Below are 17147 nucleotides of genomic sequence, written 5' to 3'. Positions count from 1 at the left end.
TGCCGTTCACCGGGCCGCCGGTGTGCGTCCTCGGCGCCCGCTGCCATCCTCGCACAGGGCGTGCACCAGCCACATCATGTGCGCGATGCACTTCCTATGTACGATGCACATCGACCCCGAACGTACGACCGCCAGGCGAGGAGTGCCGTCATGAACGCCCCACAACCCACAGCACGTGCCGGGGGCGTGGTCGCCACGCTGGCCCTCGCCGGCATCACCGCCGCGATCATGCAGACACTGGTCACCCCGCTGCTGACGGAGCTGCCGCAGATCCTGCACACCTCGTCCTCGAACGCCGCCTGGGTGATCACCGCCACCCTCCTGGTGGCGGCCGTGTGCGTGCCCGTCTTCGGGCGCCTCGGCGACCTGGTTGGCAAGCGCCGCATGCTGGTGGTCTGCTCCGTGCCGCTCATCGCGGGCTCGGTGGTGTGCGCCCTGTCGTCGTCCGTCGTGCCGATGATCGTCGGACGCGGTCTGCAGGGCATGGGCATGGGCATGGTGCCGCTGGGCATCGCCCTGCTCCGCGACGTGGTCCCCGCGGAGAAGCTCAGCTCCTCCATCGCCCTGGTCAGCGCCTCCATGGGCATCGGCGGCGGCCTGGGCCTGCCGATCGCCGCGGCCATCGCCCAGTACGCCGACTGGCGCGTGCTGTTCTGGGGCTCCGCGGGCCTGGCCGCCGTCGTCGCGGTGCTGATCTGGTTCTTCATCCCCGAGGTTCCCGCCGGGGCCAGGGGCCAGCGCTTCGACGTGCCCGGCGCGCTCGGCCTGGGCGCCGGACTGGTCTGCCTGCTGCTGGCCGTCTCCAAGGGCGCCGACTGGGGCTGGGGGTCGGCGACCACGCTCGGCCTGTTCGGTGCCGCCGTCGTCGTCCTCGGCGCGTGGGGATGGTGGGAGCTGCGCACCCGCGACCCGCTGGTCGACCTGCGCACCACCGCCCGGCCCAGGGTGCTGATCACCAACGTGGCCTCGGTCTTCGTGGGCTTCGGCATGTACGCAGGGATGCTGGTCGTCCCCCAGCTGCTGCAGTTCCCGAAGGCGACCGGCTACGGCCTCGGCCAGTCCATGCTGGCGGCGGGTCTGTGGCTCCTGCCGGGCGGCATCATGATGATGATCGTCTCGCCCCTCGGCGGGAAGCTGACCAACTCCCGCGGCCCCAAGTTCACGCTGATCTGCGGCGCCGTGGTCCTCGCCGCCGGGTACGGATTGTCGCTGGCGCTGACGGGCACAGCCTGGGGCCTGATGCTGGCGGTCATGGTCGTCAACAGCGGCGTGGGACTCGCGTACGGTTCGATGCCGGCCCTGATCATGGGTTCGGTCCCGCTGTCGGAGACCGCCGCCGCCAACGGCTTCAACGCCCTGATGCGTTCGCTCGGCACCTCGGTGGGCGCCGCCGTGATCGGCGTCGTCCTCTCCCAGATGACCACGACCGCGGGCGGCTACACGTTCACCTCCGAGAGCGGCTTCCGCACGGGCCTGGTGATCGGCTGCGGCATCGCGCTGCTCGCCGCGCTCATCGCCGCCGCCATCCCCGCCGCCCGTGCCGCGTCGGGTGACGCGGAGGCCGCGCCCGCCCCGGAGCTCAGCAAGGCGGCCCCGGCCGGCTGAACCGCCGCACCGCACGGCGTGCGGTACGGCGGCGTACGGGGGCCCCGGCTCGTGGTGAGCCGGGGACCCCGCCGTTCTCAGTGGGACCTGCGCGCCGCCGACGCGCCGTTCGGTGAGCCGGCGATGGTGAACTGCGAGCCGGGCTCGATCAGCACGTCACCCTGGGCCGAGTTCGTGATCGTGACGTCGGTCAGGGTGGCGCTGCCGCGGGCACCGCTCATCGCGAGGATGCCGGAGCCGCCCACGGACTTGTCGATGCGGACATTGGTGACCTTCACACCGGGCATGGAGCCGCCGCCCGTCTTGAACTGGATGCCGTCGTAGGTCGAGTCGTGGATCTCGGTGTCCCGGATGGTGACCCCCGGGATGTCGGTGGCCTGCGCGAAGAGCGTGATGGCGCCGAACTCCTGCGCCTCGCCCCAGAACGCGCCGCCCGTCCGGTACAGGGCGTTGCCCGAGATGAGGGTCTGACCGGAGAAGGGGATCGGGTCGTGGTCGGTCGCGAGCATGATGCCCGGGTAGTTCATCGTGTCGGAGACGATGTTGTTCTCGATGGTGTTGCCGTAGCCGCCGTAGACCGCGATGCCGTTGGCGCGCCAGGGCAGCTGGATCGTGTTGTTGCGGAAGTGGTTGTCGTGGCCGACGTCGACGGAGGTGTCCTTGACGTACTTGCTGGCCCACACCGCCAGGGCGTCGTCGCCGGTGTTGCGGAACGAGGAGTTGAAGACGGTGGAGTTGCGGGTGCCGTTGGCGAAGTTGATGCCGTCGGCGTAGGTGTTGCGGATCCGCACCCCCGTGAACTCCAGCCCGTCGCCGGGCCCCCACAGCTCGGGGATGTTGGAGTAGTCCCGGCCGGCCCAGACGCCGACGTTGGCGTGCTCGATCCAGACGTTGGTGATCTTCGTGTCCTTGCCGAAGCGCCCGTTGAGGCCGACGCCGCCCTCGGCGTTGCCGTCGCCGCCGCGGATCGTGCCCGAGCCGAAGATGGCGATGTCGGAGATCTGGGTGTTGTGGTCGATGTCGAAGCCGAAGTTGCCCTCGTGCGGGTGGTTGATGCCCCCGGCGTTCTGCGGCGGGGTCAGGGTGTAGAGCTGGGAGTGCCACATGCCCGCGCCGCGGATGGTGACGTCCCGGATGCCCACCTGGTTGTACTGGCCCCGGTTCTGCGGGTCGTCGGTGAGGATCTTCTGCTCCTGGCGCCACTGCCCGGCCGGGATCCACACGCAGGGGATCTGGCCGTTCTGGTCGGCGGTGACCGCCCGCTGGATGGCGTCGGTGTCGTCGAGCCCGTCGCCGGGGACGGCCCCGTACTCGGTGATCGAGGCGCAGTTGGCCGGCTTGCTCAGCGCGGGAGCGACCTGCTCCAGGTCGATCAGGTCGATGACGTAGTAGGCCGCCGAGTCTCCCGCGTCACGCTGCAGCCGGAACGTGGTGCCCTGCGGGTACGTGCGCGACAGCAGCGCGTGCGACTCGTCGAACAGTCGCCGTGCGTCGCCGCCGGGCCGGTTGGTCAGCCCCTCCGGGTCGTCGGTGCTGCCGTACAGCCAGCTGTGCTTGGAGGACAGCGACAGCTTCTGCACGAAGGCGCCGTCGGCGTAGAGGCTGATCGTGGCGTCCGATCCGCCGCCGCCCGCGGCGTCGGGGATGGAGTTGCGGACCACGATGGAGTTGGTGGAGGTGGTGGAGGTGAACTCGACGTACTGGCCGCCGGAGTCCAGCCGGACGGACTTGCGGCCCGACGACTCGGTCGCGAAGTTGGTGTGCCCGAAGGTCCGCTTGGCGTCGGCCGTCAGCAGGGTGCCCTGGTAGCGGCCGTTCTCCGCCTCGTACTCGGTGTACGGCACGGCCGCGCCGCGCCCGACGACGAGGGGCTTGGCCAGCACGTTGTTGTTCTCGTTGGTCTCGGTGACCACCCCGGTGGCGTCCGCGGTGGCCGTGAGGGTGGCGCCGCCGGCGGTCGCCGTCCAGGTGCCGCTGATCGCGACGTTCACCGTCGCGCCCGCCGCGACCTGGCCGGTCGTGCCGTTCAGCGTGGTGGAGCCGGCCTGCAGCCGGGTCACCGAACCCGCCGCCGCGGCCGTCGTACCGCGGTTGTGCACGGCGACGGTGAAGGAGACGGACGAACCCACGGCCGGATTGGACGGGTCGGTGGTGATGCCGGTGACCTCGAGGTCCGGCCCCGGGGCCTGGCTGACGACCAGCCGGTCCGCGGCGTTGCGGCTGTTGTTGCTGTCGTCCAGCTCGGCCACCGTGTTGCGCGGGTCGACGACCGCGGAGACGGCGTAACTTCCCGCCGCGCGGGTGCCGGTGGAGACGGCGACGGTGGCGGACTCGCCCGGGTCGAGGGCGGGCACCGAGGCGGAACCGGCGGCCGTGCCCTCCACGCTCACGTCCACGGTCGTCGCCGCGGAGCGTGCGGTGCCCGCGTTGCGGACCCCGGTGTTCACGGTGACCGCGTCCCGCTCGGACGGGGTCGCCGGTGACCAGCTCAGGCCCGTGACGGTGAGGTCGGGAGCGGGCGCGGCGGTGCCGACGACCTGGAACTCCGCGACCTGACCGCCGGGCGCGCCGGAGTTGGCGAAGAACCGCAGCCGTACGTCCTCCCAGCGCCCGCTGACCGGGATGGTCACCGCGTTGCCCGTGCCGGGGCTGAAGGAGTAGTCGGCGCGGTCGCGCAGCGAGGTGAATCCGGTCCCGGACGGCGCGCGGCCCAGCACCTGGACGGCCTGGGTGCGGGCCCCCCACGCCGGGTCGGGGTTGAGCTTGACCACGACGCCGGTGACGTCCGCGGCCGAGCCGAGCTTGACGGTGAGGTCCGCCGGGTGGCCGGCGGCCTCCCAGTAGGTGGAGGTGGAGTCGTCGGTCGCGTTGGCGGCGACGAAGTTGTGCACCGACGAGGTGGCCTCGACCGGCTTGTTGCGCGCCAGGTTGGTGCCGGTGGGCGGAGGGTCGGTCGGGCCGCCCTCCTCGCCGTACACCTCCAGCTCCGACAACTGCGCCGCGCCCCAGCCGGTGTTGCCGGTGACGTTGACGCGGACGTACCGGGCGTCGGAGGGGGTGGCCAGATCCACGGTGACGGTGTTGGCCTGCGCCGGGTTGAACACCCGTCCGGCCGAGGCGGCGAGCGTGCTGAACGAGGAGCCGTTGGTGCTGCCCTGCAGGGAGAGCGTCTCGGTCCGGGTCTCCCATCCGGAGGGCAGCTTGAGCACGATCCGGTCGACGCTGCGGGTCGCGCCGAGGTCGACCTGCACCCACTGGGGGAAAGAGCCGGCCGGGCCCTCCCAGTAGGAGGCCTGGGTGCCGTCGGTGGTGTTCCCGGCCGGGTACTCGCCGTGGGAGCCGCTCGCGGTGGCGGGGCGGCCGAGGGCGAGGTTGACGTCGGCGGCGGCAGCGTCCGAGGCCGTGGGGGCTGCCAGTGCGGGGGCGGACATCGGCAACAGCGCGAGGGTCATGAGCCCGGCCAGGGCGGCGGCGGAAAGCGACCGTCGGCCGAGGGGTCTCCAACGCATGGGGTCCTCTATTCCGTGGGGGGCGGGGCGCGCGGCGGGCGGGCGAGGAGGAACCAGGGGGAGCACGGGAAGCGCGGGAAGCAGGGACCGAAGGGTGCCGTCCCGACACGAGAGCCGGCCATGCACGCCAATTGAGTAAGGCAGTCAACTTCTTGCGGAAAGCGCGTCATTAGGTTTCTCGGACGTCTCGGGTTTGTCAACAGCTTGTAATCCGGGCGCAGTTGAGGGCTCTCGGTGCTTGCGCTGCTTGCGGAGCGCTTGCGTGCGGCGAGCCGTACGCGCCGGCGGCATAGCACCAGGCAGTTCCTTCGGGTGGCCCATGGGTGGGGCGGCGCCGATGGGCGGCGCGCACGGAGGCAACGCAATTTATTGAGTGCTCTACGCAAGATCGCTGGCTACGGAAACGCGAAGGGGCCGGTGCCCGGTACGTGGTCGTACCGGGCACCGGCCCCTCACGGTGTCACTTCAGGCCGAAGGCCCGGGTGACGGTCTGGGTGACGCCGCCGCCGTTGCGCTGCTCGGCGGTGACACGGATCGACACATAGCCCGCGCGGCCCGGCGCGTTCAGGGACGCCTGCCAGGTGCCCTTCTTCTCCTTGAGTCCCTGCCGCAGCCAGGTGGCCCCGTCGTCGTAGGACACCTCCAGCCGCACCGAGGAGACCGCGTCACCGGCAGCCTGACCGCCGAGCACGACCGGGGTGACGGCGAGCTCCGTCCTGCGCTCCGCCCTGCCCTCGGCGTCCAGGTCCGTGCCGTAGTCCAACTGCACCAACGGGACGGCCTGGACGGTCTCGGGGGCGCCGGAGGTGAAGCGCCACTCGGTGCGGGTGGCCGTCGAGTAGGGGCTGAGCGCGGTGTCGCCCTTGGTGTCGACCACCAGCCGGTACGGGAGCTTCTCGGGCGCCAGGTCACCGACCCCGAACCAGGGGTAGCCCTCGATCCGGGACAGCTCCCGGTCGCCCTGGTAGAACGAGATCGCCTGGTACATGCCCGATCCGCCGCTGTGCGCCGACCCCGCGTCGCCGAAGCCCTGGATGTAGGCGCTCATCGCGTTCTCGCCGCGGTACGGCAGATCGGAGGTGATCATGCGGGGCCGGGTGATCGGCCCGAACCAGCGGTCCTTCTGCACGCTGCCCGGCCGGTAGGTCACCAGGTCGGTCGACGAACCGCCCCAGCCGTCCAGCCCGGCGTTCTGCTGCCACTGGACACCCGCGGTGACAAAGTCGGTGCGCCGTCCGGGCGCGACCACCTCCGCGGGAAGGGCGTTGGGCGAGAACCCCTTGTACGGCGCGTAGTCGTACGACGGGAAGTCCAGCCGGGACTCGGTGACCCGCCGTCCGGGAGGCGGGGTGAAGTCGAGGTCGACGCGCGCGAGGTCGCGGGCCTCCGTCCTGGCGGAGGGATCCGCGGGAACCCCGCCGAGGTGCTGGTCGAGAAGGTCGTACAGGTACGCGGGCGCCGGATGCGCCTCGACCGCGAGCCGCAGGCCCTTACCGCCCGCGGCGGCGACCTCCCTGATCAGCGCCTCGCCCTCGTCCAGGGTCAGCGAGGCGACCGGGACCTGCCCGGTCGTCACCTTGTCCGGGTCTCCGTACCAGTCGCTCCCGCGGCCCTCGCCGTCGTTGACCACCAGGAGCAGCACCGCACCGGCGGCACGCGCGGCCGCCGCCTGATCGGCGGGGGTCACGGCGCCGCCGCCGCGGATCACCACGGCCCGGCCGCGGGCGGACACGCCGGCGTACTCGGCCTGCGTGCCGTTGCCGGCGAAGACGGCGTCCAGACGGGAAGTGCCGTCCCGCAGCGGCCGGGAACCGGGCTGCACGAGGGCGTCGTCGAGAAGGCGCCCCCGGTAGGTGATCGCCAGCGGCCGCTGTTCGGCGCGGATCCTGGTGGTGAAGGCGAAACTGCCCTTCCTCACCTTGTCCTTGGTCGGCAGCGCCCACAGGCTGTCGTAGGCCGCCGAGGGCCAGATCCTTTCGCGCAGGGCGTTCCCGTCACCGGGCGTGGGCGTGGCGGAGGTGAAGGAGCGGTACAGGTCGATCCTGCTGCTCGCCACGCTGGTCGGCCGGGGTGTGGCCACCTTCACCTGGCGGGCGCGGGAGGCGTCGAGCTCCACGACCCGGGCGCCGGTGAGCTCGACCTCGGGGGCCGTCAGCACCGCGAGCCCGAGGGAGTGGCGGCCGCCCAGGCCCTGCACGTCCGCCAACGACGAGACCATGTAGGAACCCGGAGCCCAGCGGCTGGTGAGCGACCCGTCGGGGACCCACATGTACGTGGACGCGCCGTCCGCGCTCCTGATCTCGACCTCGCCGCTCACGGGCCGGCCGTCACGGTCCTTCAGGCGGATGGTGAGGTCGTGCTTCTCGGACTCGACGGAGATCCCCACCGCCGTGTGCACCTCACCGCCCGCGTGGCGCGCCGTGACCCGGGCGGCGTACTGGCCAGCCGCGAGGCCCTGGGCGTTCGCCACGACCTCCGCGGTGGCCGTGCCGTTCGCCGGCACCGTCACGCGGTCGGCGGACAGCGCGAACGCCTGCGCCGGGGAGTCTCCGCGGTCGACGGAGAGCCGCAACGTGACGGGACGGTCGGTGGTGTTGGTGTAGGTGATCTTCCGCTTGACCGGCTGCCGCTGCGTACCGGGCGACCACCGAACGAGACCCGCGTCGACCGATCCGGTCGCGACGACCTGGTCCTGGCCGTACGCGGCCGCCACGTTCAGCCGGCCGGTTCCCGCGACGTAGGGGCTGTAGCCGGGGGTCGGCACGCTGGTGCCCATCAGGGCGTCCTTGATCTGCCGTCCCGTCCAGCCCGGGTGCTTCTGCGCCAGGAGCACGGCCGCCCCCGCGACGTGGGGCGTGGCCATGGACGTGCCGCTGTCGACCCGGTAGAAGCCCTCGCCCCACTCCATGTACTGCGAGCGCGCCGCCAGCACGTCCACTCCGGGGGCGGTCATGTCGGGCTTGAGGGCGTCGTCGTTCATGCGCGGTCCGGCGCTGGAGAACTCGGCGAGGTGGTCGGACGCGTCGACCGCGCCCACGGTGAGCGCGGCGTCGGCCGTCCCCGGCGCGGCGACGCTGTAGGCCCCCGGCCCGTCGTTGCCCGCGGCTATGACGAAGAGCGCGCCGGTCTCGGCGCTCAGCCGGTTCACGGCCTGGCTCATCGGATCGTCCTGGGTGTGCCAGCCGCTGACGCCCAGGCTCATGCTGACGACCTTGGCGTGCTCGGTCCGCGTCGCCCACTCCATGCCGGCGATGATCCCGGATATCGTCCCGGATCCGTTGTCCCCGAGGACCTTGCCCACCAGCAGGTCGGCGCCGGGCGCGACCCCTTGCTCCTTGCCGCCCGAGGCGGCGCCCGTGCCCGCGACGGTGGACGCCGTGTGGGTGCCGTGCCCGTTGCGGTCGATGACATCGTCACCCGGGACGAAGCTGCGGGTGGCCACGATGCGGTCCACCAGGTCCGGATGGGTGGTGTCCGCCCCGCTGTCCAGGACGGCCACCCGCACTCCGGCCCCGGTGCCGCCCGCGGCCCAGGCGGCGGGCGCCCCGACCTGCGCCGTGGTGTCGGCGAGCGTGGCCTTCGCCTTGCCGTCCAGCCACACCTGGTCGACGCCGGCGGAGAAGCGCGGTGCCTCCCCGGCCTCCCCTGTCTCCTCGGCGGCCAGGCGCGCCGACGGCTGACCCGCTGCCTGCGCGGTGCCGGTGAGCGCCGACCAGAAGTCGGCGGCCTTCGACCGCTTGGCGCGGACCGCCTCACCGCGGACGGAGGGGAGACTGAGCGTGGTCTGTGCCCCCGGCAGTTCCGCTCGCTTCCTGAGTGCGGCGGAGCCCTCGGTGCGCGTGACGATCAGGGGGAGCGCGCCGAGATGCGCGTCGTCGTAGCCCTGGGCCATCAGCTGCGTGACGTTGAAGAGTTGCTTGTCCAGGCGTCCCGTCGCGATGTACGCCATCGCCTCGGAGGGGTACACGTAGGTGTCCCCGCCCTCGGTGGCGACACGCACCGAGCCCGTGGCCCCCGGTGCGCGCTCGACCTGCACCGCGGGGGCCGTGCCCTTCGGCCCCTGCGCCACCATCACCTTGTCGCCGGTGATCAACGTGACCGTCGCGGGAGGGCGTTGCGCCGCGGCCGCGGCGGTGGACGTGTTCGCGTCCGGAGCCGAGGGAGCGGCGCCCTGCGCCGCTCCGGGGGTCACGAGAGCGGCGACCAGGGCTGTGGCTGCGGCCGCTGCACATCTTCGGGGGAAACGGGGTCTCACATTGCCCTCCAGGGTGGACTATCGGAGGAATCTGATCACCCTGAAGAGCCCGTGTAAAGCACTTGAACTCGGCACCAACGGACTGTAGCGTGCTCTGTTTTCCTGCCGGGTGGTCCGGTTCGGATCCCCGGCGGCGACAACCGGTGGGAAGATATCTGATGCAACCTCAGACAGCCGCCGTGACCTGCGGATTCGTCGGCGCGGCGGCAAATCCGCATGGCGCGTCGTCGAGTGGCCGGAAAGTTAACTCATCGGAAACATGGGAATTCCGCTGCCGGTGTGGCCGGGTCCCGCTTTCCGCGAAAGTTTCGACGGGGCGGAGTGGTTAAAGAGAACTTCCGCCCTTGCGCCGTGAATTCGGGAGCGCCCGAAGATGTCGCCATTTGTGGCGCCAAAGCCCGTGGGGGCCACCAGGCGCGTCAACTACCTGTACCGGCCTGCTACTTGGTGTGCCAGACTGCCGAGATCGACCTCCACCCCGACCCCCCTCGCGCCACGGAGTCCGTCATGACGACCGGCACCCCCCATCCACCGCGGATCGACACCGGCAGAGCCCACCCGGCACGCGTCTACGACTGGCTGCTGGGCGGCAAGGACAACTACCCCGCCGACGAGGCGGTGGGCGAGAAACTGCCCCCTCAGGCACGTGACGCGGCCCGGCAGAACCGGCAGTTCATGCAGCGGGCCGCCGGCTGGCTCGCCGCGCAGGGCGTCGACCAGTTCCTCGACATCGGCTCGGGCATCCCCACCGAACCCAACCTGCACCAGATCGTCCAGCGCGCGACGCCGGCCGCGAAGGTCGTCTACACCGACAACGACCCCCTCGTGCTGCACCACGCACAGGCGCTGCTGGCCGGCCGTCCCGAAGGCGTCACGGACTTCATCGAGGCCGACGTCCACCGTCCGGAGGAGATCCTCGAGCACGCGCGCGGCGTCCTGGACTTCACCCGCCCCGTCGCCCTCTCGCTCATCGCCCTGCTGCACTTCGTCCCCGACGAACAGGACGCCCACGGCATCGTGCGCACCCTGCTCTCCGCCCTGCCCCCGGGCAGCCACCTCGTGCTGTCGCACGCCGCGTCCGATCTCCACCCGGAGCTCGCGGCGCAGGTCACCGCCGAGTACGCCAAGGGCGGCATCCGCCTCGGCTTCCGCACCCGCTCCGAAGTCGCCCGCTTCTTCGACGGGCTGGACCTCGTCGCCCCCGGCCTGGTGACGGCCCCGGAGTGGCACGGGACGCCGCCCCCGTCACCGTTCCCCGAGGACAGCGGCATCTACGCCGGGGTCGCCCGCGTCCGCTGACGCCACCGTTCTGAACGGCCAAGGCCCGGTGGCGACGGAGCGGGCCCGTCAGGGGACGTCGATACGGCGGCCGCTGATCGCGCCCGCTTCGATGCGGACCCACATGACGCGGTCGTCGTCCCCCGGCCACGGGCCGCTGTACACCCGCTGCGCCAGGTACCGTACGGCCTCCGGGTCCTCGACGCGCCGGGCGAGGCCCCGTACCAGGACGCTCCAGCCCTGGCTGAGCGCCTCGTCCACATGGTCCACCTCGAAGACGACCTCCGTTCCGACGACTTCGGCGGGGCCGGAGCCCGGCGCGGTCCTGAAGACGACGGAACGGTCGACCACGCTGTAGTTCACGGGGAGGATGGCCTCGCGACCGGGAGTCGTCACCGCGACCCGGCCCACACCGTGCCCGTCGAGCCGCGACCAGCATTCGCCGGGGGAGAGCTCCACCAGGCGTGCGTGCGGCGAAGCGCGTCCGCGGCGGCCGGGCGGGAGGTCGGCCTCACCGCCGCTGAGCGCCGTGACCGTCGTGTCCAGTACCGCCGCCAGGGTGCCCAGCGTCCCCGGTCCGGGAGCGGCGGTGGACTGCTCCTCGATGAACCGCAGATAACTGGTGGCCATGCCGGCCCGGGCCGCGACCTCCTCGCGGGTGAGACCCAACTCGTCGCGCCGCTTGGCCACGCGTCGCCCCATGTCACCAGGGGCGGCCGGAAACGGCTTCGGTGCCATGCCGCTCATCTCCTCAGGTGCCGGGGGTCCGAGGCGCCGCGGACCGCCGCGCACGGTGATCGGACCCCGCTGATCGTCGTCCGTTCACGGATCCCAGACGGCGTCCACGACGCCCTCCACGGCGCGGGCGAACCGCGACGCCACCGGGAGCAGCGACAGGTCGCCCGGCGGGCCGGAGAAGTGGACGACGCCCTCCTCGACGCGGACCCGCACCGGCGGGGGCTCACCGGGGAACAGGTAGGCGACGATCTCCCGGCCGACCTCCTCGGCGATCTCGCCGTCCGGGCGCAGGAAGACCTTCAGCAGGTCGCCCCGGCTGACGATGCCGCACAGCATTCCCTCACCGTCGATGACCGGCAGCCGCTTGACGTGCCGGCGCGCCATCGCGCGCGCCGCCTGCGCCAGGGTGGCGTCGGCGTGCACGCACACCGCGGGGGCGCTCATCAGCTCGTCGGCGGTGGTGGCGCCCGCCTTGCCCAGGTCCGGCAGCCGCCGCATCTGCTCGTGGCGGGAAGGGGCGCTGTCCCGGTACTCCTCCTTGGGCAGCAGGTCGGCCTCGGACACCACGCCGACGACCCGGCCCTCGCCCTCCAGCACGGGCAGGGCGCTGACCTTCCACTCCTCCATCGTCGTGACCACCTCCTTGAACGAGGCGTCCCGGCCGACCGCGACGACGGATCGCGTCATCACGTCGCCGACGACGTGCGGGCTGCCGTGCATGAGGTCCTCCTCGCGGGCGTGGCCCGGTCCCCGTCCCCAGCCTGCTTCCCCGGCCCCGCCGTGCGCAGGGGCCTTCCGGCCCTTGCGCGGGTCCGGCCGGTACCGGGGCGGCGTCCGCCGGGGCGGAGACGGCCGGCCCGGCGGACGCCGCGTGGGTGAGCGGCCCCAGTCGCCGTCGCTCCGCGGGCTCGGACAGGGCGAACCGGGCCGGCCTGTTGTCGTGCCTGCACGGCCAGATCGTGCCGGTGGGACACGTCCACGTCTGCGGCACCGCAGCCGTGCGCCGCCACCCGCAGTCCCACGAAGCCGAGGAGCAGCCCGGCGAAGCCGCCGCGGCCCCGGGTGCCGGTCGGCCACCCGCCGGGCGGCCAACTCCGCGATCGCCCGGAGGGCGGTCGCGATCGGTGTCCGGTCCGTATCCGGCGTCGCCGGGATCGGGCCACGCCAGCGCGAGCACGATCCGCGGGACGGTGTCCCGCCGGCATGCCTCCTCAAGCCGCCTGGTCAAGGGCGGGCACGGCGGGATCGGATCCGCCGACCCCCACGACGACCACCCCATGCGGTGCGTGGGGCCCCTGCCGCGTATGCGGAGTCGCCCATGTGCGTCCTCCCGTCGTCGGCATGTCAGCCCACCACGATGCGGCGGCCCGTCACGCTCGACGGGGTGATGCGCAGCCACAGATCACGTTCCCCGCCGGCCCACGGCCCGGTGTAGGCCTGCTCGTCGAGCCGCCTGACGCCCGCGGGGTCGGTGACGGTGTGCGCCATGCCGCGGACGAGCACGCTCCAGCCCTGGCTCAGGGCGTCGTCCGCCTCGTCGACCTCGAAGGCGCACTTGGTGTCGGTGGCTTCCGCGGGGGTGGCGGCCGGAGAGGTGCGGAAGGCGATGGTGCCGTCGGCGACGCAGTAGTTGACCGGCACGACGGTGATCCCCTCGGGCATGGACAGGGCGAGCCTGCCCACCCCGTGGGTGGAGAGCAGCTTCCAGCACTCCTCGCGGCCCAGCTCCACCAGTTCCGCGTGTCCCGCCGCCTGCCCGCGGCCGGCCGGCAGATCGGCCTCGCCTCCGCTGAGCGCGGACACACTCGTGTCCAGCGCCCTGGCCAGACCGCGCAGCGTCGCGACGCCGGGAGCGGCGGTGGCCTCCTGCTCGACGTACCGCAGATAGCCCGGCGCGATGCCCGTGCGTGCCGCGACGTCCTCCTGGGACAGGCCGAGCTCCGCACGGCGCATCGCGATGCGCCGCCCGATGTCCCCGGTCGCGGTGGTCGCGGGATGGTTCGTCATGGCGGTCACGTCCTTTCCTCACACGCGGGCCGAGGTGAGGTCGAAGCGCACGTCCACGACACCTTCGACGGAGCGCACCATCCGGGCCGCGACCGGCACCAGCGACCGGTCGGTGAGCAGGCCGCTCACCGTCACGACCCCGTCGGCCGCCTCGATGTCCACCAACTGCCAGGAATCGGGCAGGAGTTCACCCGCGAGGAGTCGGCGCACCTCCCTTGCGAGGTCCTCATCCGTCCGCAGGAACACCTTGAGCAGGTCCCCCCGGCTCACCACGCCCCGCAGCGCGCCGTCGGCGTCGACCACGGGCAGCCGCTTCACGCGGTGCAGCGCCATCGCCCGCGCCGCCTGCGCCAGGGGCGCGTCCTCGCGCACGGTGATCGCCGGGGCCGTCATGAGCTGCCCGGCGGTGACCGCGGACGCCTTGTCCGGGACCGCGCCGACCGGTGGGGCGTCGTCCTCGCGGTGTTCCTCCTTGCGGAGCAGGTCCGCCTCGGAGACCACGCCGACGACCCGGGTGCCCTCGGCCACCACGGGCAGGGCGCTGACCTTCCACTGCTCCAGGGTCCGCACGATCTCCTTGAACGACGTGCCCAGGGCGACCGCGACGACCTTCCTGGTCATCACGTCGCCCACCGACGCCGGATGCCGGTCGGCATTCATGGCCGCCTCCTTCGACGAGCGTGCCGGGTCAGGTCACCTCGACCCCTGCCGGTGAGCCGTGACCTCCTCCAGTACGGCGAGCCGACGCCGGTACTCCTCGTCGTCGATCTCGCCGCGGGCGTACCGCTCCGCGAGCAGCGCCCGGGCACCCGGGTGATATCGGTCGGCGGCACGACCCGCACCGCCGTCCGGGGCGTGCCGCAGCAGTACGGTCACGGCCAGGCCGACGAGGACCAGCAGCACCAGCCAGCCGAGGGACATCAGGGCCCAGCCCCAGCCGTTCATGTGGCCGTAGACGAACATCGTCCCCGCCTCCCTGCACACGGTGGAGTCCGGGCCCTCCGGTCCGCTCCCACTGTCGGTCGACTCCACCCGGCGCCGCTTGGGCCGGTGGGGCCACCGACGCGGCCGGGCGTCCCTCCGGCCGGGCCGAGTGGCCCATGCGCGCACCGGTCTCCGCCGCACGGAGAGCCGCAGGCCGGGCCCGGAGCGCTCGGCCGAGGGGCACGCCCGCGGTGTGCCGCCCGCTCCGCTCGACGCCGCGGACCCGCCGGTCGTGGTTGCCCCGGCCCCGGCACCTCGGGCGGGGCATGTGCATCCGGGGGAGACTGGACGGGAGGACCCCGGCGGCCGGATCCCGGAGAGGGGCGACGATGGGGGAGTGGACCTGGTCGTACGAGGACTACGACCCCGCCCGGGAGCGCCTGCGCGAGGCACTGTGCACCCTGGGCAACGGCTACTTCGCCACCCGCGGCGCCGCCCCGGAGACCGTCGCCGGCCCCCACCACTATCCGGGCACCTACGCCGCCGGCTGCTACAACCGGCTGAACTCCGCCGTCGCCGGGCGGAAGGTCGCGAACGAGGACATGGTCAACCTGCCCAACTGGCTGCCCCTGAGGTTCAGACTCCGGGACGGCGGGGCGTGGTTCACCCCCGACGACGGCTCGCTGCTGGAGCACCGGCAGGACCTCGACCTCCAACACGCCACCCTCACCAGGACGTTCCGGCTGCGCGACCCGCGCGGGCGCATGCTCGCCGTCGAGCAGACCCGGCTGGTGCACATGCAGGACCCGCACCTCGCCGCCCTGCGCACCGTCTTCCGCGCCGAGGGCGGCTGGTCCGCCGACCTGGAGGTGGAGTCCGCGCTCGACGGGGACGTGGGCAACGCGGGCGTCTCCCGCTACGGCGACCTGAACGGCCGTCACCTCACCCGGGTGCGCACCGGGACCTCGGAACCCGACACGGTCTGGCTGCGGTGCCGTACGACCGCCTCCGACATCGGCGTCGCGCTCGCCGCCCGCACGCACGCCACGCCGCATCCGGCGGCCGCCCGGTCGTCGGACGCGGGGGAGAGCACCGCGGTCCACCGGCTGACCGTCCCCGTGGGGCCGGACCGGCCGGCGGTCGTCGAGAAGACGGTCGCCCTGCACACCTCCCGCGACCGGGCGATCAGCGACCCGCTGCACGCCGCCCTCGACCGGGTCGAACGGGCCCCGGACTTCGCCGGCCTCCTTGACTCGCACGCCGCCGCCTGGGAGCGGCTGTGGCGCCGCGCCGGGCTGGACGTCCCCGGTGAGGCCGGACGGATCCTGCGGCTGCACGCCTTCCACGTGCTGCAGACCCTCTCCCCGCACACCGCCGAACTGGACGTGGGCGTGCCCGCCAGGGGACTGCACGGCGAGGCCTACCGCGGCCACGTCTTCTGGGACGAGCTGTTCGTCCTGCCCTACCTGGACCTGCACTTCCCCGAGGTGTCCCGGGCACTGCTGGAGTACCGCCACCGCCGCCTGGAGGAGGCGTGCCGGGCGGCGGAACAGGAGGGTTGTGTCGGGGCCATGTACCCGTGGCAGAGCGGCAGCGACGGACGCGAGGAGACCCAGACCCTCCACCTCAACCCGCGCTCGGGACGCTGGCTGCCCGACCACACCAGGCTCCAGCGCCACGTCGGCTCCGCCGTGGCCTACAACGTCTGGCGGTACGGCCAGGCCACCGGCGACACGGAGTTCCTGTACACCAAGGGTGCCGAGATGCTGCTGCAGATCGCCCGCTTCTGGGCCTGCCTCGCCACCTGGGACCCCGACTGCGACACCGGCGGCCGCTACCGCATCCGCGGAGTCGTCGGACCCGACGAGTACCACGACGCCTACCCGGACTCCGCGACGCCGGGCGTCGACGACAACACGTACACCAACGTCACCGCCGCCTGGGTGATGGACCGGACCTTGGAGCTGTGGCGCACCCTCCCGGCGCCGCGCCGCGACGAACTGCGCGAGCGCACGGGCCTCGGACCGGAGGAGACGGACCACTGGGAGGACGTCTCGCGCAGGCTGTACGTCCCCCGCCACGACGGTGTGCTCAGCCAGTTCGCCGGCTACGGCGAGCTGGAGGAGCTGGACTGGGAGGGCTGCCGCGCACGCCACAGGGACATCCGCCGACTGGACCGGATCCTGGAGGCCGAGGGGGACTCCGTCAACCGCTACCGGGCGTCCAAGCAGGCCGACGTCCTCATGCTGGGCTATCTGTTCCCGCCGAGCGAACTGCACCGCCTCTTCGCGCGTCTGGGATACCCCATGGACGACGGCACGTGGCGGTCGACGGTCGACTACTACCTGCGGCGCACCAGCCACGGATCCACCCTCAGCGGACTGGTGCACGCCTGGGTGCTGGCCAGGGCCGACCGGACGGGCGCCTGGTCGTGCGCCGAGGAGGCCCTGCTGGGCGACGTCACCGACATCCAGGGCGGCACCACCGAGGAGGGCATCCACCTGGGGGCCATGGCCGGCACCCTCGACCTCGTGCAGCGCGGCCTGACCGGCCTGGACGCCCGCGAGGACGCCCTGTGGCTCGATCCGGTGCCGCTGCCGCAGCTCTCGCCGTTCGCCTTCACGGTGCGCTACCGGGACCACTGGGGCGTGCGGATCCACGTCGACGGGGACCGCGTCAGCATCGCCGTCCCCGCCTCCGCCGCGGCACCCCTGCGGGTCCGCCTCGGCGGCCGGACCTGGTCCGTCCCGCCGGGCCGCTTCCGGCGGCTCGACCTGCCGCCCCGATGACACGGCCCCGCGGTGCGGGCGGGTGACCGCGCTCGGCGACTG

General features: G+C 72.7%; 10 protein-coding genes. 3 read left to right on the top strand and 7 right to left on the bottom strand.

Annotated features, from left to right (window positions below):
* Positions 1–150: 150 nt before the first annotated feature.
* Positions 151–1605: an MFS transporter gene (locus tag CHF15_RS27815; protein ID WP_089226625.1), complete on the top strand. Its 1455-nt coding sequence runs from the start codon at positions 151–153 to the stop codon at positions 1603–1605.
* Positions 1606–1682: 77 nt separating this feature from the next.
* On the opposite strand, the gene CHF15_RS27810 is transcribed toward CHF15_RS27815, so the two are convergent.
* Together CHF15_RS27810 and CHF15_RS27805 are read right to left on the bottom strand one after the other, a co-directional pair.
* Positions 1683–5114 (bottom strand): CARDB domain-containing protein, encoded by a 3432-nt coding sequence (locus tag CHF15_RS27810; RefSeq protein ID WP_089226624.1) that lies wholly within the window; start codon positions 5112–5114, stop codon positions 1683–1685.
* Between the two features lie 460 nt (positions 5115–5574).
* Positions 5575–9306, bottom strand: a complete 3732-nt coding sequence (locus tag CHF15_RS27805) for a S8 family serine peptidase (RefSeq protein ID WP_245939075.1) — start codon at positions 9304–9306, stop codon at positions 5575–5577.
* A 570-nt stretch (positions 9307–9876) separates the two neighbouring features.
* On the opposite strand from CHF15_RS27805, the gene CHF15_RS27800 reads away from it, so the two are divergent.
* Positions 9877–10668, top strand: a complete 792-nt coding sequence (locus CHF15_RS27800) for an SAM-dependent methyltransferase (RefSeq protein WP_089226623.1) — start codon at positions 9877–9879, stop codon at positions 10666–10668.
* Between the two features lie 48 nt (positions 10669–10716).
* On the opposite strand, the gene CHF15_RS27795 is transcribed toward CHF15_RS27800, so the two are convergent.
* From CHF15_RS27795 to CHF15_RS27775, 5 genes are all read right to left on the bottom strand, one after another.
* A complete protein-coding gene (locus CHF15_RS27795) occupies positions 10717–11394 on the bottom strand; it encodes a helix-turn-helix domain-containing protein (protein ID WP_089226622.1) in 678 nt (225 codons plus the stop codon).
* Between the two features lie 75 nt (positions 11395–11469).
* On the bottom strand, positions 11470–12105 hold the full coding sequence (locus CHF15_RS27790; RefSeq protein ID WP_089226621.1) for a CBS domain-containing protein: 636 nt from the start codon (positions 12103–12105) through the stop codon (positions 11470–11472).
* Between the two features lie 624 nt (positions 12106–12729).
* Positions 12730–13392, bottom strand: coding sequence for a helix-turn-helix domain-containing protein (locus CHF15_RS27785; protein WP_089226702.1), 663 nt, complete (start codon positions 13390–13392; stop codon positions 12730–12732).
* A gap of 18 nt (positions 13393–13410) precedes the next feature.
* Entirely contained in the window at positions 13411–14052 is a 642-nt protein-coding gene (locus CHF15_RS27780; RefSeq protein ID WP_089226620.1) for a CBS domain-containing protein, read from the bottom strand.
* A 33-nt stretch (positions 14053–14085) separates the two neighbouring features.
* Entirely contained in the window at positions 14086–14355 is a 270-nt protein-coding gene (locus tag CHF15_RS27775; protein ID WP_089226619.1) for an SHOCT domain-containing protein, read from the bottom strand.
* A gap of 350 nt (positions 14356–14705) precedes the next feature.
* On the opposite strand from CHF15_RS27775, the gene CHF15_RS27770 reads away from it, so the two are divergent.
* Positions 14706–17105 carry a glycoside hydrolase family 65 protein gene (locus CHF15_RS27770; protein ID WP_089226618.1) on the top strand — a complete coding sequence of 800 codons (2400 nt, stop codon included), beginning with the start codon at positions 14706–14708 and terminating at the stop codon, positions 17103–17105.
* Positions 17106–17147: the final 42 nt, after the last annotated feature.

The organism is Actinacidiphila glaucinigra (assembly GCF_900188405.1).
Lineage (GTDB): Bacteria > Actinomycetota > Actinomycetes > Streptomycetales > Streptomycetaceae > Actinacidiphila > Actinacidiphila glaucinigra.
This window is presented reverse-complemented; position numbering and strand designations above follow the sequence as displayed.